The organism is Nostoc sp. UHCC 0302 (genome assembly GCF_038096175.1).
Lineage (GTDB): Bacteria > Cyanobacteriota > Cyanobacteriia > Cyanobacteriales > Nostocaceae > UHCC-0302.
The window spans coordinates 3,460,888-3,482,752 of sequence record NZ_CP151099.1; the positions used below are offsets into that span (position 1 = coordinate 3,460,888).

General features: G+C 40.5%; 21 protein-coding genes. 13 read left to right on the top strand and 8 right to left on the bottom strand.

Annotated elements, in window-relative coordinates:
* Positions 1-9 precede the first annotated feature (9 nt).
* The 7 genes from WKK05_RS14965 to WKK05_RS14995 all read right to left on the bottom strand — a co-directional run bounded on the left by WKK05_RS14965 (position 10) and on the right by WKK05_RS14995 (position 7,991).
* Positions 10-1,986, bottom strand: a complete 1,977-nt coding sequence (locus WKK05_RS14965; RefSeq protein ID WP_341530418.1) for a condensation domain-containing protein — start codon at positions 1,984-1,986, stop codon at positions 10-12.
* Between the two features lie 114 nt (positions 1,987-2,100).
* Complete coding sequence (locus tag WKK05_RS14970; RefSeq protein ID WP_341530419.1) at positions 2,101-3,594, bottom strand: 3-oxoacyl-ACP synthase III family protein; 1,494 nt, start codon at positions 3,592-3,594, stop codon at positions 2,101-2,103.
* Positions 3,595-3,860: 266 nt separating this feature from the next.
* A complete protein-coding gene (acpS, locus tag WKK05_RS14975) occupies positions 3,861-4,292 on the bottom strand; it encodes a holo-ACP synthase (protein WP_341530420.1) in 432 nt (143 codons plus the stop codon).
* Positions 4,289-5,620 carry an anthranilate synthase component I family protein gene (locus WKK05_RS14980; RefSeq protein WP_341530421.1) on the bottom strand — a complete coding sequence of 444 codons (1,332 nt, stop codon included), beginning with the start codon at positions 5,618-5,620 and terminating at the stop codon, positions 4,289-4,291. The genes acpS and WKK05_RS14980 overlap by 4 nt, the downstream gene beginning before the upstream one ends.
* 25 nt (positions 5,621-5,645) lie before the next feature.
* Entirely contained in the window at positions 5,646-7,202 is a 1,557-nt protein-coding gene (locus tag WKK05_RS14985) for a benzoate-CoA ligase family protein (RefSeq protein ID WP_341531093.1), read from the bottom strand.
* Between the two features lie 57 nt (positions 7,203-7,259).
* A complete protein-coding gene (locus WKK05_RS14990; protein ID WP_341530422.1) occupies positions 7,260-7,640 on the bottom strand; it encodes a 4'-phosphopantetheinyl transferase superfamily protein in 381 nt (126 codons plus the stop codon).
* Positions 7,641-7,655: 15 nt separating this feature from the next.
* The gene (locus WKK05_RS14995) at positions 7,656-7,991 is read right to left on the bottom strand and encodes an acyl carrier protein (protein ID WP_341530423.1); all 336 of its coding nucleotides are present in this window, start codon (positions 7,989-7,991) and stop codon (positions 7,656-7,658) included.
* 670 nt (positions 7,992-8,661) lie between these two features.
* Here WKK05_RS14995 and WKK05_RS15000 point away from each other — a divergent pair.
* The 7 genes from WKK05_RS15000 to WKK05_RS15030 all read left to right on the top strand — a co-directional run bounded on the left by WKK05_RS15000 (position 8,662) and on the right by WKK05_RS15030 (position 16,477).
* Positions 8,662-11,286, top strand: coding sequence for a TonB-dependent siderophore receptor (locus tag WKK05_RS15000; protein WP_341530424.1), 2,625 nt, complete (start codon positions 8,662-8,664; stop codon positions 11,284-11,286).
* Positions 11,287-11,427: 141 nt separating this feature from the next.
* On the top strand, positions 11,428-12,720 hold the full coding sequence (locus WKK05_RS15005; protein ID WP_341530425.1) for an MFS transporter: 1,293 nt from the start codon (positions 11,428-11,430) through the stop codon (positions 12,718-12,720).
* A gap of 123 nt (positions 12,721-12,843) precedes the next feature.
* Positions 12,844-13,269, top strand: a complete 426-nt coding sequence (locus tag WKK05_RS15010) for a hypothetical protein (protein ID WP_341530426.1) — start codon at positions 12,844-12,846, stop codon at positions 13,267-13,269.
* Between the two features lie 301 nt (positions 13,270-13,570).
* Positions 13,571-14,173 (top strand): transposase, encoded by a 603-nt coding sequence (locus WKK05_RS15015; protein ID WP_341530427.1) that lies wholly within the window; start codon positions 13,571-13,573, stop codon positions 14,171-14,173.
* Between the two features lie 49 nt (positions 14,174-14,222).
* Positions 14,223-15,284 (top strand): L-histidine N(alpha)-methyltransferase, encoded by a 1,062-nt coding sequence (locus WKK05_RS15020; RefSeq protein WP_341530428.1) that lies wholly within the window; start codon positions 14,223-14,225, stop codon positions 15,282-15,284.
* A 493-nt stretch (positions 15,285-15,777) separates the two neighbouring features.
* Positions 15,778-16,275, top strand: a complete 498-nt coding sequence (locus tag WKK05_RS15025) for a lipocalin-like domain-containing protein (RefSeq protein WP_341530429.1) — start codon at positions 15,778-15,780, stop codon at positions 16,273-16,275.
* Between the two features lie 43 nt (positions 16,276-16,318).
* A complete protein-coding gene (locus WKK05_RS15030) occupies positions 16,319-16,477 on the top strand; it encodes a hypothetical protein (protein WP_341530430.1) in 159 nt (52 codons plus the stop codon).
* A gap of 38 nt (positions 16,478-16,515) precedes the next feature.
* On the opposite strand, the gene WKK05_RS15035 is transcribed toward WKK05_RS15030, so the two are convergent.
* Complete coding sequence (locus tag WKK05_RS15035; RefSeq protein ID WP_341530431.1) at positions 16,516-17,862, bottom strand: NAD(P)/FAD-dependent oxidoreductase; 1,347 nt, start codon at positions 17,860-17,862, stop codon at positions 16,516-16,518.
* Positions 17,863-17,961: 99 nt separating this feature from the next.
* On the opposite strand from WKK05_RS15035, the gene WKK05_RS15040 reads away from it, so the two are divergent.
* The 6 genes from WKK05_RS15040 (at position 17,962) to WKK05_RS15065 (ending at position 21,814) form a co-directional block, all read left to right on the top strand.
* On the top strand, positions 17,962-18,120 hold the full coding sequence (locus tag WKK05_RS15040) for a hypothetical protein (RefSeq protein WP_341530432.1): 159 nt from the start codon (positions 17,962-17,964) through the stop codon (positions 18,118-18,120).
* A gap of 655 nt (positions 18,121-18,775) precedes the next feature.
* Positions 18,776-19,447, top strand: coding sequence for a glutathione S-transferase family protein (locus tag WKK05_RS15045; RefSeq protein WP_341530433.1), 672 nt, complete (start codon positions 18,776-18,778; stop codon positions 19,445-19,447).
* A 137-nt stretch (positions 19,448-19,584) separates the two neighbouring features.
* Positions 19,585-20,238, top strand: coding sequence for a dienelactone hydrolase family protein (locus WKK05_RS15050; RefSeq protein ID WP_341530434.1), 654 nt, complete (start codon positions 19,585-19,587; stop codon positions 20,236-20,238).
* Positions 20,231-20,530: a class I SAM-dependent methyltransferase gene (locus WKK05_RS15055; protein WP_341530435.1), complete on the top strand. Its 300-nt coding sequence runs from the start codon at positions 20,231-20,233 to the stop codon at positions 20,528-20,530. Before WKK05_RS15050 ends, WKK05_RS15055 begins: the two co-directional genes overlap by 8 nt.
* A gap of 18 nt (positions 20,531-20,548) precedes the next feature.
* A complete protein-coding gene (locus WKK05_RS15060; RefSeq protein ID WP_341530436.1) occupies positions 20,549-20,704 on the top strand; it encodes a hypothetical protein in 156 nt (51 codons plus the stop codon).
* Positions 20,705-20,773: 69 nt separating this feature from the next.
* A complete protein-coding gene (locus tag WKK05_RS15065; RefSeq protein ID WP_341530437.1) occupies positions 20,774-21,814 on the top strand; it encodes an aliphatic sulfonate ABC transporter substrate-binding protein in 1,041 nt (346 codons plus the stop codon).
* The last annotated feature ends 51 nt before the right edge of the window (positions 21,815-21,865 follow it).

A 21,865-nucleotide genomic window follows, 5' to 3' on the forward strand; every position in this document is an offset into this window, starting at 1 on the left:
ACGAAGATATCAAAGTTTTGCCCCAAAGCTTTGAACAGTCTGGCTTTGGAATTTTCGGACAAGTCTATTTAACCAAGATTGGGTCAGAACAATCTTGACTTCACTGTTTTCTAGTAGATATTCTCTTCGCTGTTGTGGCAATCCAGGATCTATGGGAACATAAGCTGCACCGGAAGCCAAAATACCCATGACAGCAACAATTTGCTCCCATCCCTTATCCATGACTACGCCGATCAATTGGTTAGGAGTAGCTCCCAGTCGCCGCAGCCGATGACCTAGCTGATGAGAAAGTACATACAAATCTTGATAAGTTAGGGTGCGCCGGGGGGAAATGACCGCGGGTTCTGTTAGACGTTGCTGAACTTGTTTTGCAAACATTGTGTGCAGCATTTCGTCAGGAGTTGGCGCAGCTGTCGCATTGATATCATTGCGTTGTACTAATTGGGCGGGAGGAATGAGTTGCCTCGTGGTCTCAATCCAAGCTGATTCAGAAGTTGCTAATTGTTTGAGCAAATGACAATAAGCTGCAAACATATCCCCAATTAAACCTTCTGGGAAAAGTTCTTCAACCACATCCCAGTTGAAGGTTAAAGTTTCCTTTTCTTCCCAGACTTGAATATCCATCCAAGCTTGGGATGCTTGACTAATACCATAAACTAACTCACCAAAATGACTGAAGGTTAAGGTTTTTTGCCCTAGAGAACCAAAGCCCAGTGTACTGGTAAATATGACTGGCATGGCACTGGGAGCTGTACCCTGTTTACGGGCAAGTTCTCGAATGACGCGCACACCACTAATATAGCGATGTTCTAAGTCTTGAAATAGTTGCTGTTGAAGGCGGTGCGATCGCTGTGTAAATGATTCAGGATTAGAATTGTCTACAGCTAATAGTGTGACTGAAGTAAAGTCCCCTAAAATATCGTTAACTTGAGGGTGCAACGGTAAACGATTAAATAAGGCGAGATTAAGCGTAAATCGGGGACTTTTGCTCCAAAAACTCAAGATTTCGGCAAAAGCAGCCAGTAATACACCAGAGGGAGTTAAGCCAGCACTAGCAGCACGCTGCTTTAAGTGTTGCCAAACAGTTGGTTCTAAGCGTCCTTCGTAACGCTTGTTTTCGTGTTGTTTAACTTCTTTAGGATTTTTGGCTAGTGGTAAATCTGGGGCTGGGGGTAGGTCATCAAGGCGATTGAACCAATATTCTTGCGATCGCTTATATAATTCTGTTTTTTCTATGCTTTGCTCTGCCAAAACATAATCACGGAAGGAAATTTCTAAGGGCGGTAATGGCTGATCTGGATGCTGGTAGATTTGAAACCATTCGTCAAATAACCGAAATAGACTCCAAGCATCAAATATTTGCAAATCGAAACTTACGTGTAACCTAAAGCAGTCTTCTTGTAAGCGTGTGACTCTAAACTCAAATAAAGGCCAGCGATCGCTTGGGATTACCTGATGAGACATCCGCTGACGCACCGCTTCAATCTCAGCAGTCACAGTGTCTTCAGATTTTCCTCTTAAATCTAAAACTTCAATAGTATAGAAAGGTACTTGCTCTAAAACTTGCTGTTGTCCATTGGGTAAGACTATAGCCCTGAGCATATCGTGACGCTCTATGATTTTTTGCAGCGCCCAATTCAACTTTTCTAAATGTAAATACTTACATTCAATCTCGTAATAACCGTGGTTAGCAACATTCCCCAGTTCAAGGACTCCACTGCGACCTACCCAAAAGGCATACTGCATATCTGTGAGTGGGAAAGGCTCGTAGCGCAGCTCTGGTGCTGGCAAAATTTTTGGTAAAGAGGTAGTACTTGTGGCGTTCTGGTTGAGTAATGCCAGTAGTTCTAGTTTATGTTTAGTTAGTGAGTTATGTAATTCTGGTGTGATTACTCCCTTCGGCGCATCAATATCTAGTAAGTTGCCATTAGCAGATAGTTTTACGCCTTGATTGGCAAGGTTGGTTAATAGTGCATATAAATCCATAAGTATTTATGTTTTAGTTAATTTAAGGGCTAAACTTTGTGGATAAATATTTTGTCTCGCGTCGCAGTAGTGAATAATGAGAGTTGTGAAGGGATTTTCTGTAAATCCTAAAGCTTAAAGACTTAATTTTTCTCTTTCTTCGATGTCAGTAACAACTATTGAGTTAGATGTTATAAGGTTGGTAACAGCTAACTGATTAAGCAACAGTTCAATTAGATGATTTAAATTATTTTCACCAAAGAATTTTTCTATGGGTACTTGCACTTTCAAATCATTTTCGATTTGGGTTTTAAATAAGAAACCAATAAGAGAATCGAGTAATAAAGCTAAAGGTTGCTGTTGATTTATTTGCGACACAGTAAGTTGTAGTGAATGACTTAGCCATCCCAAGAGGTAGGTTTCAAGCATTTGCCGTTGTTCTTGTGGACAAGCAGCCAAAAGTTTCTCTCTTGAAATACTAATTTTCTGTACTTCTGTTAAATGAATCTTTACTGGCTCTTGGGGAAGGCTGACAGGAGGGGTAGGAACTGAACCAAGTGCTACATCACCCCAGCGCATGACTGTTGCCGCAGCAGTGGCTGATGCACCCTTAGTATAAACTAAAACTAAGCTATTTTCCCTGATTTTACACTCATGGGCAGCATGATATAGGTTAGCGATGGGAAGCACTGGCCCAATATTTGCGTATCGAGGATAAAGATTGATGGTTTGTTCTGCACTAATGCCTAATGCTTGTTTACAGACATTGGCATACCAAGCAGTAGGCGTATTGAAAGCAAAGAAGTCGATTTCAGCCAAAGTTATGCCAGCAGCAGTAGCAGCACTTTCGCAGCAGGTACGAACGAAATCTACTGATGTTTCTGCTAGTGTACTAACGTTCTCACCTGTGCGAGTGCGTATGCACGGCTGACCTTGGGCATTTGTCACTAGTTCATGTACATAAGCACCACAGGTTGCAGCAGTGTTAATGATTTTAGTACCCAAGATTCCTTGGTTTGGTTTAAGTGCGTCCACTACGAAGGCTCCAGCACCATCACCCATTGACCATGAAAGAGTATCTTCTTCGTCTACTGTTTTAGACCCAATGTGAGATACAACTACTAAGGCGTTGCGGTATGCGCCTATCTGTATGAGTGCGTGAGCGTTTTGTAGTGCTACTAAGGCGCTAGAGCAGGTTGATTCTAAATTCCAAGCAGGACAATGCAATCCTAATTGCTGACCAAGGTAAACAGCATTGCCATGTCCCACGTGTTCGGGAAACAGGGAAGCCACAATCATCAAATCGACTTCTTGGGGAGAGAGTTGTGCAGCGTCCAGAGCATCTTTCGCTGCACGATATTCTAGGGTTAGGGAAGATTCATCGGGATTAACTATCCGACGTTCTACATTACCCCGAAATGGGTCTGATAAATACGGTGCTACAGCTTGTGACCAAATATCTAGGACGTTTTGACTAGAAGTAGATTCGCTAGACTGAGGCAGCCTTACTCTTTTAGCCTTTTGAGGCTGAATTAATTCGGGAAACTTCTTCAGCCAATACTCGTTAGTGCGGATGATGCTACCGAAGCTGACTGCAAGTGAGCGAATACCGATTGAATCATTGATCATAATCTTATCTTTGCGTCTTTGCGAGTTCCGCCCTTGGCAGTATGCGTGAGATAAAAAAAGATGTGCATTACCTCAAAAAGAATGGCACTAAGAAAAGCTAAAATCCTTACTAGGACAGGGTGTAGGGGGTAGGGTGTAGTCAGAATTAAGAAAAATAGAATGAAAGTGCGAACATTAATAAATTTCTTGATCACTACACCCCACACCCCACACCCTACACCCAAAAGCCTTATAAATAATAGGTTTGCCGTTATCAAGCGTGCCATTCACCTCAAAAGAGCGATCGCACTTGCTGTAGCGTAGGAAGATACATGGCTGATGCTCAACAACCACTTGGTAATCCCCAGGCGGTTAGCCACTTGCTGACATTTGCCATGCAATACTACTGATGGTTCACCTGTGGGTAGTTGTTGCACTTCAATATCTAGCCAACAAATCTTTTGGTTTAATTCCATCCCCAAGGCTTTCAGGACTGCTTTTTTGGCACAGAAACGACCTGCCAAATACTGGATGTGCTGAATACCAGAGTTAGCAATACTTCGCTCACTAGCTGTGAAGTATTGCATTTCAAAATCTTCCCCTGCTTGTTTTATGAGTGTTTCAATATCAACAGTTGCAACTATTTCTATGGTACAACCGTTGATATTTATAGTTTCAGGTACAACAGCCAGTGTATCTATGCAGGGTAATGCCATCATTTTCCTTCAGATTGTAAAACTAGATTGGTCAACATAGTATTCATCTTGTTGACAGACTCGGCATACTCTTTTTCTGGTACTGATTCACTAACAATGCCAGCACCAGCATTTAAGTAAATATTATTACCGTACTGATAAACAGAGCGAATGGCGATCGCTAAATCTCCTGTACCCCTACTATTTACCCAGCCAATACCGCCAGCATAAATACCTCTTGGTTCGTCTTCTAAACGGTCAATCCATTTAAGGGCTTGTTGTTTATCAATTCCAGAAACTGTAATCCCTGGAAACAAAATTTTTAAAGCATCCCACAAGGTTTTTCCTGGTTGTAGTTGTCCACCAACTCTAGATGACAGATGTTGCACGCACCGATATTTTTTCACCTCCATGAAATTGAAGACCTGAGTACTACCTGCTAAACAAAGCGAAGCAATTTCACTTTGTGCTAACCAAATAGAAAGTGCGTGTTCTTTCACTTCTTTGGCATCAGTAAATAGTTCATGAGTTAGGTATGTGTCTTCTTTTTGGCTTTGACTGCGAGGTCGAGTTCCTGCTAGAGGATTAGTCACAATGAAACCATCTTCATAAACTTCCATCAGGGTTTCAGGACTAAAACCAACTGCTCGGACATCTCCGATATTTAAACAATAGGAACGTGCGGAATTATTAACTCTAGCTCCGACTATATATGTTCCTAATACATCTAAATTACCAGGAATTTTCACAGGGCGGGAGATAATTGCTTTTTGTAACTCGTCTTTTTGAATTGCCTCGATTAACTGGGTAATTTTCTGCTGGTAATTTGCGCGATCGCCAAAATCTACTGTCAAATTGGCAGGTTGGTAATCTGGCAATTGACTATCTAAAAGTAATATTTCTTGAACTTGTTCTATAGACTTAGTACTTCTGATGCAGACTCCCTCATTTGTAAATATCAGTTCAATCTCTGGAATTAAAAAATATAGGCTCTCTTGCTGGATTGATTTGGAATATGCAGAATAGAACCGAGCCATATCAAAAGCGACATAACCATAAGCTGTCCAATCTTCAATAGGCAATGCCGCCAACATTTTTTCTACTTGTTTAAAAGGCTCAGTAGCTATCTCTGAGTAAGACTTCTCTACGCTTTTAAGAGAAACTGAGTCTTGATAAACTGATACTTTAGCTAACTCATTGCCAGCAATCCGAACTTCATTTTTACCTTCATAAAGAACATAATTATTAAAAATACCAGCTTGCAAAAAATTATGCAACGCCACAATAGGGTTTTTCTGACCAGGGACAAATTTACTCTTATATTTAATTGCTGTCTGAAACTCTGTTACCATCACGTTTCCTCTATTTGGAAGTTCTTTACAAACTTGTAGTTGCAATTAAAGCTGGATTCTTACTTAATAATCTACGGTGAATTTTTCCGGTTGAAGTACGCGGTAATTTTTCTACAAAGTAAACTTTTTTAGGAGCCTTAAAATGTGGCAATTGTTGTTTGGCGAATTTACGAATATTTGTTTTTATTTCTGGTGAAGATGCTTGTCCTGGCTTGAGACTGATATAAGCCACAATCTGAGTTAACTGTTCTTCATTACTAGACTCAGGTACAACAGCCACCTCCAGAATTTGGGGATGTTGATGCAATATATCCTCAATTTCCATTGGTGATATCCATTGACCATTGACTTTAAAAAGGTCGTCATTGCGTCCCATAAACCAGAAATATCCCTCAGCATCCCGCAAATACTTATCTCCAGTTCGCATTGTGTCGCCATAAATCGCTTTGCGGGTTTGTTGCAGTCGCCTCCAATACGCCAACATTAGACTTTCTCCTGTGACTTGGAGATTCCCAATCTCACCAGGAGAGCAAATAAGACCATTGTCGTCAATAATTTGGACATCATAACCAGGAATAGGGCGGCCAGAACTTCCTGGTTTGCACTTTCCTATTTGATTGGAGAGAAATATATGTAAAAACTCAGTAGTTCCAATTCCTTCACAAATTTCATGGTTGTATGTTTCAAGCCACTGCTGCCAAATAGTTTTGGGTAATTGTTCAGCCGCCGATACACACAACCGCAAAGAAGACACATCTAGAGGTGCGATTTCATGGAGAGCCAGAATACCAGCATAAACGCTGGGTATGCCAAACAAAATTGTTGGTCGATAACGCTGAATATCTGCAATGATATCAAAGGCATTACTAGCATCAGATAACACACTAGCTGCACCTACTGCCATTGGCATATATAGGGTATTCCCCAAGCCATAGGCAAAGGACATTTTGGCAACTGAATAGGTGATGTCATCTTGGCGCAAACCTAAAGTTGCTTTACCATACTTTTCTGCACAAACCACCATACTTTGATGCAGGTGAATCACTCCTTTGGGGCGGCCTGTACTACCAGATGTATAAAGCCAGAAAGCTGGTTCATCGGCTGAAGTCTCGGCGCAAGCTAACAGTTCATCTTGTTGAGCGAGTAGAGAAAGATAAGAAGGTTCTCCATCTTTTAACAGCACATGACGTAAGAATTGTGATTGGATGGGAGTTAGTTTTTCTTCCCACTCTTGGGTAGTTAATAAGACTTTGGCACGAGAATCTTGCAGGATATATTGAATATCATCAAGGCTACAAGTCGTATTAATCGGAACTGGCACGGCTCCTAGCCAAATTGCGCCCCAAAAGGCAAAAACAAACTCTGGGGAATCTGGCAACAAAATTGCTATGCGATTTTCTGCTTCTACACCAAGATTGGCGAGTAGTTTGGCACTACGTTGGGTTAAATTGCTGACTTGGGCATAAGTATATGTTTCGTTCTGATAATAAAAGGCGATTTTGTCGCTTCTGCCTTGTACTAAGTTGCTTTCTATAAAGTAAGCAGCAACGTTAAATATATCGGGTAACTGTTCAGAAATCATAGTCAAAGGTCATTAGTTATTAGCCTTTTTTGCTGCTCTATGTCTCTTTCTGATCCTTTACAGAGCAAGAACATGAACCAATACGTGTTGATCCCAATTGCACCAATTAGCCAACCACTTTTGAATCTCACGTCTTTTTGCTTGAAGCCTTGCTTTACCGTATAGATGAATAATTATGTTGTGAGATATGATTTCGGCTTCAATTTCATTCCAGTCAATACCGACTAATCCAGTGCCTAGGGCTTTGCCTACAGCTTCTTTTGTGGCAAAGCAGACAGCATAATATTGGTGGCTGTTGTTAGCTGATTGGCAGTGGTCGATTTCGTTAACAGTAAATAACAGATTTAGGGTTTCACTGTCATATCTATCAACGAGTTGGGCAATTCTGTTAATGGGTGTGATATCTAAACCTAACCCTCTAATATATTGGTCTACCATAATTGGTTGCACATTTTATGTCGGGCTGGTGGTGCTTTGGGCGATCGCATACTTGACTGTATTGCAGATTTGGGCTAACGTCATATCCTGCCGAGATTCTAGCTTCATATTCACTCCCAGTGTCCGTTTCAATCCCAAGGCTATTTCTACTGCTTCTACAGAATCAAGTTGCAAATCTCTGTGCAGTAAGGTGTCTTCACTAATCGACTCTTCTGGAATACCGAGGCTAAGAAGTATTGATTTCAAAGTATCCATCACACTACAAGTATTCTGGCAGCCAGACTCAACTCCAGACTCAACTGGAGAACAACTAGATGAATTTTCTTGTCGGCTGTCTATTTGTTGACACATATTACACCTTGGGAACTGAGATGCACACCGTGAACTATTAAGCTTCACCACCAGCGTATTTGACTCTTATCAAGCCAATTTACTTTGTTCTTGTCCTTATTTCTATGAGAATAAGCTTTGGTGTCGCCTGATATCGAACAACTTGCAGTTTTGATAGACTGTATTGCAAGTAATTTTCAATTAGTTTTAACTCACTTTAATAGGAAATTATTGCATTTAGCAAGCTTTATATTATATAATAAACTTATTAATTATATTAAAAATGATAAGTATTATTTATTAATTGGGCAAAACAGCACATTGTATAAATAATCACTAAAAGCTTTCACCGAGTAAGCAATATTTGAATATTTAAATTTTAACTGTCTTTAATTTTACTAGTTAAAAATATGTGTAAGCCATATTTTATAGGGCTGTTGAATTTAAAGCAATAAAATTTTTGTATAATTTATAACTAAAATTTCTTTATTTATTTCATGTATTTAATACCTTTAAATATTAAGTAAAGTTAAAGTTGATATAGATTATCAATAGTGATACTGTAATTCTGTAAAATCATTTTGTAGTTAAATTATTTAGCTTGCAAAATAACTAATAATAACTTTCAATAAATTGAGAAAGTCGTGTCATTAACAAAAATTGCCTGACACGATGGATTATGAGGAAAATAATGAAACCAGAGCAATTCGTGCAAAGCTTGTTGTTCACAGTCTCAGTTGCTGCGTTGATAGCAAATCCCGCCCAAGGAGCGGAAATCAGCCAACGCTCAGAACTGCGCGAAAAACGGGATATTTCGCAATTAAAGCAACCATCTGTACTCAGCCAATTAGATTCGCAACAGGCTGTACCAGTTACTGGAGTTCAAGTTAATTCCACTGCTCAAGGTGTGGAGATAATTTTACAAACTCCTTTGGGTGAGCAGTTACAAGTTAAGCCGAAAAGTGAAGGTAATACATACATTGCAGAGATTAGCAATGCTCAACTGCGTCTACCTAGTGGTGAAACATTCCGCCAAGAAAAACCAGTAGCAGGAATTGCAGAAATTACGGTTAATAACCAAAACGCCAATACTATCTTGGTGACGGTAAGGGGTGAAGGGAGTTTACCGCAAGTTGAATTGTTTGATAGCGATGAAGGTTTGATTTTTGGCTTGATGACGACTGCATCTGTACCGCCAACACAGCCAGAACGACAACCAGTAACAGAACCAGCACCACCAGAACAACCAGAAAGTCAAACTCAACCCCAACCACCATCAGCTGAGGCTGATCAGCCAATAGAACTAGTAGTAACAGGGGATCGCGATGATGACTACAACGCATTAAACGCTACCACTGGTACGAGAACTGACACCCCGCTCCGAGATATACCGCAGTCGATTCAGGTGATTCCGCGGAGGGTGATTGAAGATCAACAAGTCATCAGACTGGATGAAGCACTAAACAACATTAGTAACGTAATTGCTGGTGGTTTTGATACTAGCTCAGAAGCGAGATATACAATTCGAGGTTTTGATGACGCGCCGATATTGATAGATGGGTTCAGACAATATGGCTTTGCAGAGGTTCCAGAAACAGCCAACTTAGAACGCGTCGAAATCCTCAAAGGCCCAGCTTCTATCTTATATGGAGAGATTCAACCAGGTGGGATCATTAACGCTGTTACTAAAAAGCCCTTAGCAGAACCTTTTTACGAAGCAGAAGTTCAGTTTGGCAACTATGGTTTGATTAGGCCACGGATTGACCTATCTGGCCCTTTGAGTGACGACCCTAGTGTGTTGTATAGACTGAATTTTTCGTATCTGAATAATGAAAGTTTTCGAGGTTTTGACCAAAACTTTGAGCAATTCTTCGTTGCACCTGTTTTGGCTTGGAAATTGGGTGAAAATACAGATTTCACCATTGATGTGCAGTATTCCAACCGTAGGCGACCATTTGATGCTGGTTTAGTTGCTTCAGGCGATCGCGTAGTTGATGTTAAGCGCGATCGCATCATTAATGAACCAGACGACTATATTGAGCGGACATTTGTTAGTACTGGATACTCATTAGAGCATCGTTTTAGTGATAACTGGACATTACGCAGCGGGTTTCGCTACGCCACAACTAGAGTTTACAGCGATAAATTGACCATCCCCACTGGCTTTGATGAAACTACAGGTATTGTTGATCGTGTTTATGCACTTGATGATTTTTATTCCGATGATTACTCATTACAGTCAAATGTAGTCGGTAAATTTGCTACAGGTGGCATCAAACACACCCTATTATTTGGTCTGGATTTGAATCGCACTAACTCTAGTACTTTTTCTCAGTCTAATTTCTTCACTCCATCACAATTAGATATCTTCAACCCTGTTTATGGAGCTACTCCTCGGACTGCTTTAGATGTTTTGCTCATAGATAGGGAATCCATAACAGATAGATTAGGTATTTATCTGCAAGATGAGCTAGCCTTCTTTGACAATCTCAAATTACTGGCTGGGATACGCTACGAAACCGTAGAGCAACAAATCACAAACCGAGCATCCCTGTTCTATCCAGGCGGTGACACCAGTCAATTCAACGATGCTTGGACTCCGCGTGTCGGGATTGTTTATCAACCATTGAAAGAAGTATCTCTTTACGCCAGCTATTCACAATCATTTAATCCTAATATTGATAGCTTCGATGTTAATGGCAATCCTCTACAACCAGAACAAGGTGAAGGGTACGAAGTCGGAGTCAAAACTGAACTACTACAAGGTAAACTTTCTGCGACATTATCTTACTTTGACATTACCAAACAAAACGTTGCGACACCAGACCTCAATTTTCCAGGGCTAGGCATTTCTGTGGCCACAGGTGAACAACGTAGCCGAGGTATTGAACTAGACGTTAGCGGACAAATTCTCCCAGGATGGAATATTATCGCCGCCTACGCATATACAGATGCAGAAGTCACAGCAGATAATAACATTCCGGTTGGAAACAGGCTTTCAGGAGTTCCGAGACATAGCGCTAGTTTATGGACAACCTATGAAATTCAAAGTGGTAATTTGCAAGGCTTAGGTTTTGGTGTGGGCTTGAATTATATCGGAGAACGTGAAGGTGACCTAGAAAACAGCTTTGGACTAGATAGTTATTTTCTGACTAATGCAGCCATTTTTTATCGCCGAGACAATTGGCGCTTCGGTCTCAACTTCAAGAATATTTTTGATGTTGACTATATAACTGGTGTACCTTTTAGCAGAACTAGCGGTATCTATCCTGCTGAACCTTTTTCCGTGATTGGCTCAGTTTCGGTACAATTTTAACTCCTAAGCTAATTGAGCATTAAAGTTGCATAAAACTAGGGTTAAAGCCCTTACTACAAGCGGTCTGGAAAAATGAATGGCAGTTAGCTTATCCTCTCCGAGCCCACAATTGCATTTAATAATTACAGGAATTTGTCTGTTGTGCTTAACATCAAAAACCTGAAGAAACAAGGGTTACTTGGTAGCTTGTATGTGTCACAATTCATACCATTTTGGTTCTTGTACCAAACTTTACCCGTGTTCATGCGCCAAAAAGGACTTTCTTTAGAAGCAATTGGTTTGCTGCAATTGCTGGCTTTACCGATCGCCCTGAGCTTTCTTTGGTCTCCCTTTATTGACCGTTATGGTTTCACTCGTTGGGGACATTACAAGTTCTGGATTATCTGTTTTCAGCTTCTGATTGCCTGTGTAACTGCTATTTGTGGCTGGCTGAGTGTGGAACAAAACCTTACTACCATACTGATTTGTATAACTTTAATCAGTTTGTTTTGTGCGAGTTTAGATGTTGCTACTGATGCTTTAGCTATAGGTTTACTCAAGCCGAGTGAGAGAGGTTTAGGAAACGCGGTGCAAAGTGTAGGTGGTTCTATTGGTGCAGCGATCGGTGGGGGAGGAATGTTAATTTTATTTAACTATTGGGGGTGGACTGCCAGTCTACAAGCTTTAGCGTTAATTATGGTTTTAGCCCTAATACCAGTCTTTTGGCACAAAGAAAACTTACCCAACAAAGGGCAAGTAGTTGATGAGCAATTTGGAAGATTATCAACTTTGTCCACGTCTACAATTAACGAGGTTGTTAATGTTGCTATTCAGCCTCGATTTTTTGTTTACTACTTCCAGAATTTTATCAATTTTTGTCGTCATCCAGGAATGCGCTCTTGGCTGCTAATTTTACTATTATATTCAGCAAGCACTCATATGGCCGCGACTATGTATCGTCCCTTACTAGTAGACATCGGGTTGTCTTTATCAGACATTGGCTCGTTACTAGGAGTAGTAAGTGCTGTTGCTTCATCCCTTGGTGGAATTGTTGCAGGTTTTCTAATCGCTTCTTGGGGAAGAAAGCGATCACTAGTTGTATTTAGCATTTTATGGGCAGTTACCACATCAACTTATCTACTGCCGACATTCGGCTTTACTAGTCTGCCTATTCTTTATTTAGTTGCAATCAGTGCATTTTTTACTATTGGGATTATGAACACTACCACCTTCACGATTATGATGGACAAAAGCAAGTTAGAAACACCTGGTACTGATTATACGATCCAAAGTTCAGTAGGTATTTTCAGTAGTATTGGTACTGCTTCGATCAGTGGTGTAATTGCCAAGGAGGTTGGTTATCAAGGAGTTTTTGCGATCAGTTTGGCACTCGCAGCAATTAGTGTTTTGATAATTGTTAAACTATTTAACTCTACTGAGAATAGTACTATGTAAAAAAGAGTTTTTTACCCAAACCATATGGTTGAAATCAGGAACTTTTAAAAAATAAAATATACAATTACTTCAATACTTTTGCCCAGAAATCTTGAATGCCCAGACAAAACTTTATATACTTAATTGAAAAAGAATTCAGAAGTCAGAATTCAGGAGCGATGCACTGAGTTTCGACTGCGCTCAACTACCGCCAGTAGCTCGCGGAGTGTCCCGCTCTTAAGTGTCGAAGCTTCAAATTTCCTGAACAATGCTGCCAATAATAATCGTGGAATTCCCATCAAACCTGCACTCACTATTCCATCGAACCAAGTTTTAGGAGGTATTTTAATTCGCACCGACGAACTCGTATCACCAAGACAAAAAATCTATGGCTACTCACTATTTGCCCCTGATGTTACTTGCACTCCGACAACACTACTGAATGTCGCTAATTCTTGTTTTCCTACGAACACCGGAACGAACGGAGGCATAAATATAGCTGCACCTAATTTGGGTGCTGTCTTTTTGGAGAGTGAGCGGCGAAAAACTTTGTTAACAACCCTCATATAGGCGTTAGAAATTTCCTGCATAAGAGTTGTATTGCTTGTGTATCTATGCAGTTAGCTTTTGCAACAGACCTGCTTCTCTGATGTTCATCTAAGCTTTACTTAGTAAGAGCTAGCTTTTTTCTATTTAATGCAACACCAAAAGCACCCGCAGCCAAAGTACCTATAGTTGTCATGGGTTCAGGGACAGGTGTACCATCAAAAGTCACATTAACTAGGGTCGGAGTCCTAGCATTCAAAGGATCATTGGTAAGGCTGACTGCACTGAAAAGGGCTGTTGCCCCAGCGTTAAATTGTTACAGAAGATGGAAATCAGCTTAAAAAAAACATTGCACGCCACAGAAAAAGAAACTGAAAGAGTGCAATTATTAAGATTCCAGTTCTGGCTGCAAATTCGCTTAACACCTGCGTCCAAGATGATATTCCTCGACGAAGCGTATCGCAATCTATCTTTGCTCAGACATTCTGCTCGTTCCCCTAAAGGTAAAAGAGCGCATGGTTCAAGACCTCAAAAACATAGTAAAAATGTCTCAATGATCGGTGCAATTAGCCAATATAGCATTTTAGGTGCAACTGATGGTCTAACATTTGAGGCTTATATTTCGCAAAAATTAGTCCCATTCCTTGAAAAAGGTAATTATGCCATCATGGACAATTGCTCAATTCATAAAGGCGGAGATATTGAAAAATTAATTGAGGCTGCCGGAGCTAAATTGATTTATTTACCACCGTATTCTCCTGATTTTTCCCCCATTGAACATTGTTGGTCAAAGGTGAAAAACATACTACGTTCTCTTGGCGCTAGGAGTTATCCTTCTTTAGCACAAGCCATTGAAGCTGCTTTTAACCAAGTCTCTTTGAATGATATTTATAATTGTATACTCACTGTTGTTACTGTACTTCACTAGGCTAATAACCGCTATAATCAACTCAATTACCTGGCAAAACCAAACAATAATGGCTAAAAAATCTCATAGCAATTCACAATTTTCTTCAGATATCTCAAATCCTATAAGTCGTATAGTAGAGCCAAGTTCTGAGTTTTACTCAATTTTTTCTAAACAAGAAGTGTTAGAGCTAATTCAGGTATTAGAACTTAGAAGAGAATTTCCTTTAAAATATTCTTATAAAGGTAGAGGTGCAAAAATCTGGAATAATTTTTATCAAAAATATATTATTCCTAAATGGTATCGAACATCTAATGTAGAAATTGATTTGTTAAAAAAGAACTTTGTATATATTAACGGCAATTATCAAAATTGTACTAAAGTCAATATTGTAGATGTAGGCTCAGGTAATTCGTATCCGGTAAAAAAATTTATTTCTCAACTATATAAGTTAAAGAAAATTAATAAATACATCGCATTAGATATTAGCAATGAACTCCTGATTTTGTCAAAAGCCAACTTTATTAAATGGTTTCCATTAATTGCGTTTGACAGTTACACAGTAGATATAGAAGCTAGTTCTATTCCTGTAGAGATTTTGCTAAACTCAACTTCTGCTGAGAACAACGAGATAGCCAATATCTTTTTACATTTAGGTGTGACAATTGGAAATCATCATGATAGAACGAAAGTACTGAAAAATTTCAGAAATAGCATGGAGAAAAATGACTTTCTCGTGTTTACTAACGAAACTGGTTCTAACTCTAAATGGGATGGAAGAGTTCGAGGTGGCTGTAAATATCATGTGGAAGAACTATATGCATGGATTAAAAACAAGGTTGGAATTAGGTCTGAAGATTGTGAACTTGTGAGAAAGTATGATTTTAAAACAGATAGCATAACTGCTAATATAAAATTTAATCAAAATTACACTGTAAGTTTTAGCAAATTAGGAATAAATAAGAATATTGAAATTTTGAAAGATGAAGAGATTACTATTTGGAGACATCACAAATATGAGATGCCTGAACTTATACAAGAACTAGAAAAAGCAGGATTACAAATTGTTCACTCTAGTTATGATAAATATTCAACACATATTATGATTATTTGTAAAGTTGCTGATAGTTAGACTTTAAGCTCTTTAAAAGTTTTAATTAACTATTTGCAAGAGCATCAACAGATTAGCCAGTAACACTATCTGTCGTGAAGTGCAGTTTTTGCTTCCTTAGCGGCGTAGGCGTTGGGGGCATTAGTTTGCGATGCGATCGCGTCTGAGTAAAACTTGCGAGTCTATATGGAATGGCACTAAGATAACGGCAAACCTATTATTTATAAGGCTTTTGGGTGTGGGGTGTGGGGTGTGGGGTGTGGTGATCAAGAAGTTTATTAATGCTTGCACTTCCATTCTATTTTTCTTATTTTCTAACTACACCCCACACCCTACCCCCAACAAAGAGCCTGATTCATGGATTTTAGCTTTTCAAGCGTGCCATTCGAGTCTATATGCTTACGTACTCCGTTGAGGCGGTAGAAATTCCTTATTGGCTCTCCCCGAACCGTAACTGCTTTAAGTTAAGGATAATAAGGGCAAACAATCTGTACTGCTTGTTTTGGAGTTAATCATGTCGAGTCTGTCGTCTACTCAGAATAATCCTTTGCTTGGTGTTTGGAAACTAATCTCTATAAACGTTAGTAGTCCTGATGGAAATGTTGATCTCGATGTGTATGGAACTAACCCCACAGGTTATATCACCTATACGCCTGAAGGTCGAATGATGGTGATGTTCTCAAGGAGCGATCGCTCACCACTTAGCAGCAATATTAACTCACCCCTGAGCAGAGAAATTCATTCTGTAACCGTGGAAGAACGCGCAGAAGCATTTTCTACATTCAATGCTTATGCAGGAACGTACATATTGAATGGGAACATAGTGACTCACTATATAGAAGTAGCATCTATTCCCAATCGGGTAGGTACAAATTTGACCCGTACTTTCACGTTGAATGGGAATCGAGTCACGCTGAAAACGCCACCCACTATGAGTGATGGTGTTCTGAAAGTTTTTGAACTGGTGTGGGAGCGCGTGGAAGAATTGGTGCTTCCCAAAGACCATCATTGAGCCTTATCCAAGGGGGAAAAACAACACATCCACATATCCACCCTTGGTTTTAAGCCTCATCCAGAAATGCCACGAAGCCGGATATCCTGTTATCTGCAATCGCCTAGCTTGTGAGTACTATCGCGGATCTCTGCACGGGGAGGATTTAGGGTTAGGGTATTGGTCGGAGTTAGCAGTGCTGAATGTCGGGTCTACAGCATGAGTTTTATCGTCAACGCCTTGTATCATTGATCCCTGAAGTTACAGAGGTGTCCCAGAAGGCTGTTGCACGCTATTATTAACAGTTTTTGCTTCTACAAAACCTTCTCGACCTGTAATCAATCTAGAACGACGATTACGAGTGATATAATTCCACGCCCACTGAATTGCTACTACTAATTTAGTGTCAAACTCGATTAAGAAGTAGATGTGAATTACTAGCCAAAAAGCCCAAGCAATGAAACCTTTGAGTTTGACTAAGCCTAAATCTACAACAGCTAGATTTTGCCCAATCATCGCCAAAGTACCTACGTCATTGTAACGAAATTGTGGCAAAGTATCACCTTGAAGCCTGCGTTTAATAAGTTTAGCTACATACTCTCCTTGTTGTTTGGCTACAGGTGCAACACCAGGCAAAGGTTTACCATTTTGATGAGAAAAGTTGCCTAAATCTCCCACGACAAAAATGTTTTTATAACCCTTAATAGACAAGTCTGGTTCTACAATCACACGTCCTGAGCGATCGCACTCTACACCTGTACTTTTTGCTAGGGCTTTCCCCATAGGCGAACCTTGAACACCTGCTGCCCACAAGATAGTTTTTGAGGTAATTTCTGTCAATTCATCGCCTTGCTTGAAAGTAACGATGTTACCTTCAATATTTGTCACTCTGGTGTTGGTGTAGACAGCCACACCCAACTTTTGCAAAGATTCTGCTGCTACTTTCGATAATTCTGGTGAAATGTGTGGGAGGATGCGATCGCCACCTTGCAATAGTAAAATTCTCGCTTCTGAGGTGTTGATGCTGCGGAAATCTTCTGTGAGAGTTTGGTATGCCAACTCTGCGATCGCTCCCGATAATTCTACACCGGTGGGCCCACCCCCGACAATCACAAAAGTCAACAAAGCACGGCGTTTTTCGGGATCGGTTTCTTTTTCTGCCGCTTCAAATGCCGAAAATATCTGGCGACGCATTTCTATGGCATCTTCAACAGTTTTCAAGCCAGGAGCAAATTCTTTCCAGTTATCTTTACCAAAATAGGAATGGTTAACACCTGTGGCGACAATCAATGTGTCATAAGGTACTACTTCATCACCCAGAATAACTTGTTGCGCTTTTGGATCAATATCATTTACTTCTCCCAACAACACTTTTGTATTCTTGCTTTTGCTGAATACAGATCGCAATGGTGCAGAAATATCAGCAGGTGATAGCGTACCTGTGGCAACTTGATATAAAAGCGGTTGAAATAGGTGAAAATTACGTTTATCTATGAGAGTAACGTTTACATTTGCTGTCTTGAGAGCTTTTGCTGTATACAGTCCACCAAAGCCACCACCAACGATCACAACCTGATGTGGTGCATTCTTATTAAGTGAGGCTACCATCAGAAATATTTCCTTCTGTTAAGAAAATGTAACTATTCTTAACAAAGATATAACAGCATTATGATAGGTTGCTGCTTATTTAAAACAATTGAAGAAATAATGAAAGTAGTCAAAGTTAGTTCTTACCCCTCAGCTTCGGGTTGTCTTCAGCAAGAACTTGGCAAACTTAGCCAATTTGGTAAGTACTTTTGCCCATTTCATGATTTGCTGCACCTCGATTTTACTTCGACTCCCTTCCCTACGGGACGCTACGCGTAGCTTGCTTCCCCGAAGGGGTACGACTACGCTACCTCGGCTCCGGTTCCATCAAGCGAAGTCGAGATGCTCGGCACAACTCAGGGCAAGTCGCTCAGTAACCATGAGACCTATATTGTGTACTTCATCAACTTGAAATCTGCTGTATTACTCTACCCCACTATACGTTTGGCACTCTTGTAGTTCATAGCTCTGGGCTTTCGTTTGTTGTGCGGGACTACTGCTTTCTTGGGTGCTTGCTTGTGGTACGCAGTATTTTTCACAGGGTTCTTGGCACTGCTGGCAAACAAAAAGCAGAGTGAAAGCCAGGCTCAAACGTGGTATTACCTGCGCGTACTAACAAGCCAAGACGGATCTATCCATCAGAGCCAGCTTTCGAGTGCATATGATACCTCTTTTTGACTAGCCTGATTATGTGTAGATATTTATTTAGTTACACTAATAATTAGGTATACATATTTTTAGGAAGACCGTATAATATTGAAACTACACTAAATCGACCAACAAACTGTAATATATTATCTAACTGACATAGATACCTACCAGTCAATTATTTAACTGCACTAATCAACACATATAGCTTCTGTCTTATTGCTTTAGTTTGAGTTGTGCAATCCCGAATAGCCTGCATTCACGACGATTACAAGGAAAAGATTTCATGAGCAACATACAACTGTACTTCGCCAAAGCCTCTACCTTCTCTCAACGTACTCGTGTAGTCTTACTGGAAAAAGGAATTGACTTCACCCCGATAGAAATTGACTTACAGAACAAACCAGATGGGTACACGCAGATTTCGCGCTATGGCAAAGTTCCAGCTATTAAACATGGAGATATTGAAATTTACGAGTCCGCTATCATCAATGAATATCTAGATGAAGTTTTTCCAGAACCACCTTTGTTACCCCGTGATCCCGCAGCTAAGGCGATCACTCGCATCTGGATAGACTACGCCAATACTCGGTTTGTCCCAGCTTTTAACAAATTTCTGCGTGGTAAAGATAGCCAAGAACAAGAACAAGGGCGAAAAGAGTTCACAGAAACACTTTTATATATTGAGCAAGAAGGATTAGGCAAAGGTAATTACTTATTAGGAGATCAGTTTAGCCTTGTTGATATCAGCTTCTATCCTTGGTTTGAACGTTTACCGCTCTTAGAAAACTTCCGCAAATTCACACTACCAGTAGAAACACCTCGTTTGCAGACATGGTGGAATCTGGTACGCGATCGCTCCTCAATTCAAGCAGTAGAAAATTCTGTGGACTTCTATTTGCAAAGATTCGCCAAAGTTCTTGGTGAACCTATTCCTGTTGGTGCAGCACAAAAATAGGACACAACTGAATATCCATCAGATTGAAATCGAATCTTCGGCTTGATAACTGCAAACCGTTAATACGCTTGGGTGTAGAAGATTCGATTTCTAGTCCCCAATTCTTAAATTAAACATACACTTGAGGAATTACAACTATGCCTATTGAACACCGCTCTGGTTTATTGCCTTATCTTTTCTCGCCTGTTTCTGAAGAGACGAGAAAACCTGCACCTCTAGTGTTGTTTTTGCATGGGGCGCGCGATCGCGGTAATGATTTAAATGTGCTGCTGAAATGGGGTTTACCTCGTTTCGTGGATGAGTCAAACCCGTTACCTTATGTCTTTGCAGCCCCCCAACTTCCTGAAGGACAAACCTGGGTAGATAGAGAATCTGATGTAATTGCTTTGTTAGATAACCTTATTGCCTCCCAGCCCATCGATCCGTCCCGTGTCATTTTATCTGGGTTCAGTTTAGGTACAGCAGGGGCATGGCATATCGCTGCTTCTCACCCTGGTCGCTTCGCCGGTCTAGTAGCAGTGTCTGGTCGTGTACCCAAGACCTTAGAAGCAACTCAACTAGCTGCACTTAAAGAAATTCCCATTCAAATATTCCAAGGTGGCAAGGACGAAAAACTGCCGATTGAGGATACAGAGCAGATTGTTGCTACCTTGCGCGGACTGGGGGGAACAGTAGATTTTACTGTATTGCCTGAAGGCGATCATTTTATTGCCGATGAAGTGTACAGTAACTCGAAACTGCAACAGTGGTTGGTTTCATTGAGCCGTCGGAACACCCCTTTAGTTGTTTAATGCTTTATGTCTTACGCACCATCTAAAATTCTTTGCTAAATGTAGGGATGTTGGCACTGATTTAGATTGGGGAACCCAATGGACGAATGTTCATCTTCCCTTACTCAAGTCCGCCAACATTAAAACCGTGCTTGATCTTGGTTGCGGGACAGGAAACGACGTATTACGTCTTGTACAACAAGGTTTTACAGTAATTAGTGTGGATTTTTCAGATGAGGCAGTGCGACTTCGAGGCGATCGCGAGTTCAATACTGTCGAGGAACTACGTACAGTAGCGGATCTGGCTGGATAGTCGCTTACTACTCTAGCAGTGGCTTGGGTTTTGGCTAATCCGATTATTGGTGCTAGCTGCCCAGAACAACTAGCTGACACCTTCAAGGCTTTGGAAGTAAAACTTGACGAAAGTTTGAAACAAAAGCTAGACGACATCACCGCCGAATACCGCAGGGGAGATTCACTGCGCTAGTTTCTCTGGCGATGACGAATTACAAATTATAAACATTCAAATCAAAAATATTCCATCGATTAAACAGCTATGATTAAACGCCGTCGTTTTCTCAATTTTGCTACATCTAGTCTTGGCGGTTTTTCTACGGCATATCTGTTGGGAAGTTGTACCCAACAAAGCCAACAGAATGTAGCAAATAGTACGAGTTCCTTGGGGATAAAAGCGAAGGTACTCCGCATGGGATATCAGAGTGCAGGGGATCTTGTCCGAAATCGGCAAGTTTTAGAAAAACGCTTAGAACCATTGGGCATCAAGGTAGAATGGGCGCAATTTGTCCAAGGGCCTCAACTCATGGAAGGAATGGCAGCGGGCAAAATTGATGTGGGTTCTGTAGGAGAAACGCCACCAATTTTTGCACAAGTCGCTGGCTCACAGCTTGTTTATGTCGTAGGTACACAAAGAACTGCAACTACAGGAACAAGTAGTGTTATTGCTGTACCGCCAGAATCTCCTCTGAAAAAGTTTGAGGAAATCAAGGGACAAGAAGTATATTTTCAAAAAGGCTCAGCATCACACTATTTTATTCTTAGAGCGTTACAGTCAATTGGCTTAACTATCAAAGATATTAAAATCAGAAGTATGCCGACCATCGAGGCGCGGGGTGCTTTTTTAGAAGGGAGAATTCCGATTTGGATGACAGGAGATCCGCACTATGCGATCGCCCAAAAGATGGGTCGAATTCGCGTCCTCAGAGATTCTGTTGGCTTAGATTCTCCTGGTGGATATTATATTGCTGACAGGAAGTTTGCTGAAGAAAATACGGGCTTACTCAAAATTATTATTGAGGAACTTCAAGCTCTTGATAAATGGGCAGATGTGCATCGAGATGAAGTGAAAAAATTGATGATCACAGAACAAAAGCTTGATGAAGATGTAGCTGCCAAGGTAATGTCTCGACGCACTTTTGCCGGACGCAGAGGTCTAAGCCCCGCACTGATAGCGGAACAACAGCGTGTAGCAGATTTATTCTTTGCAGCGGGTGTCATACCCAAGAAAATTAACATTAAAGATGCGTTACTTCCACCTGATCTCTATGCTGCAATCACGCCACCAGAACTTATGGTTTAGTAAATTCGTAATTAGCACTATTTCAGCAAAAAAGATTGATGAGCGATTTTG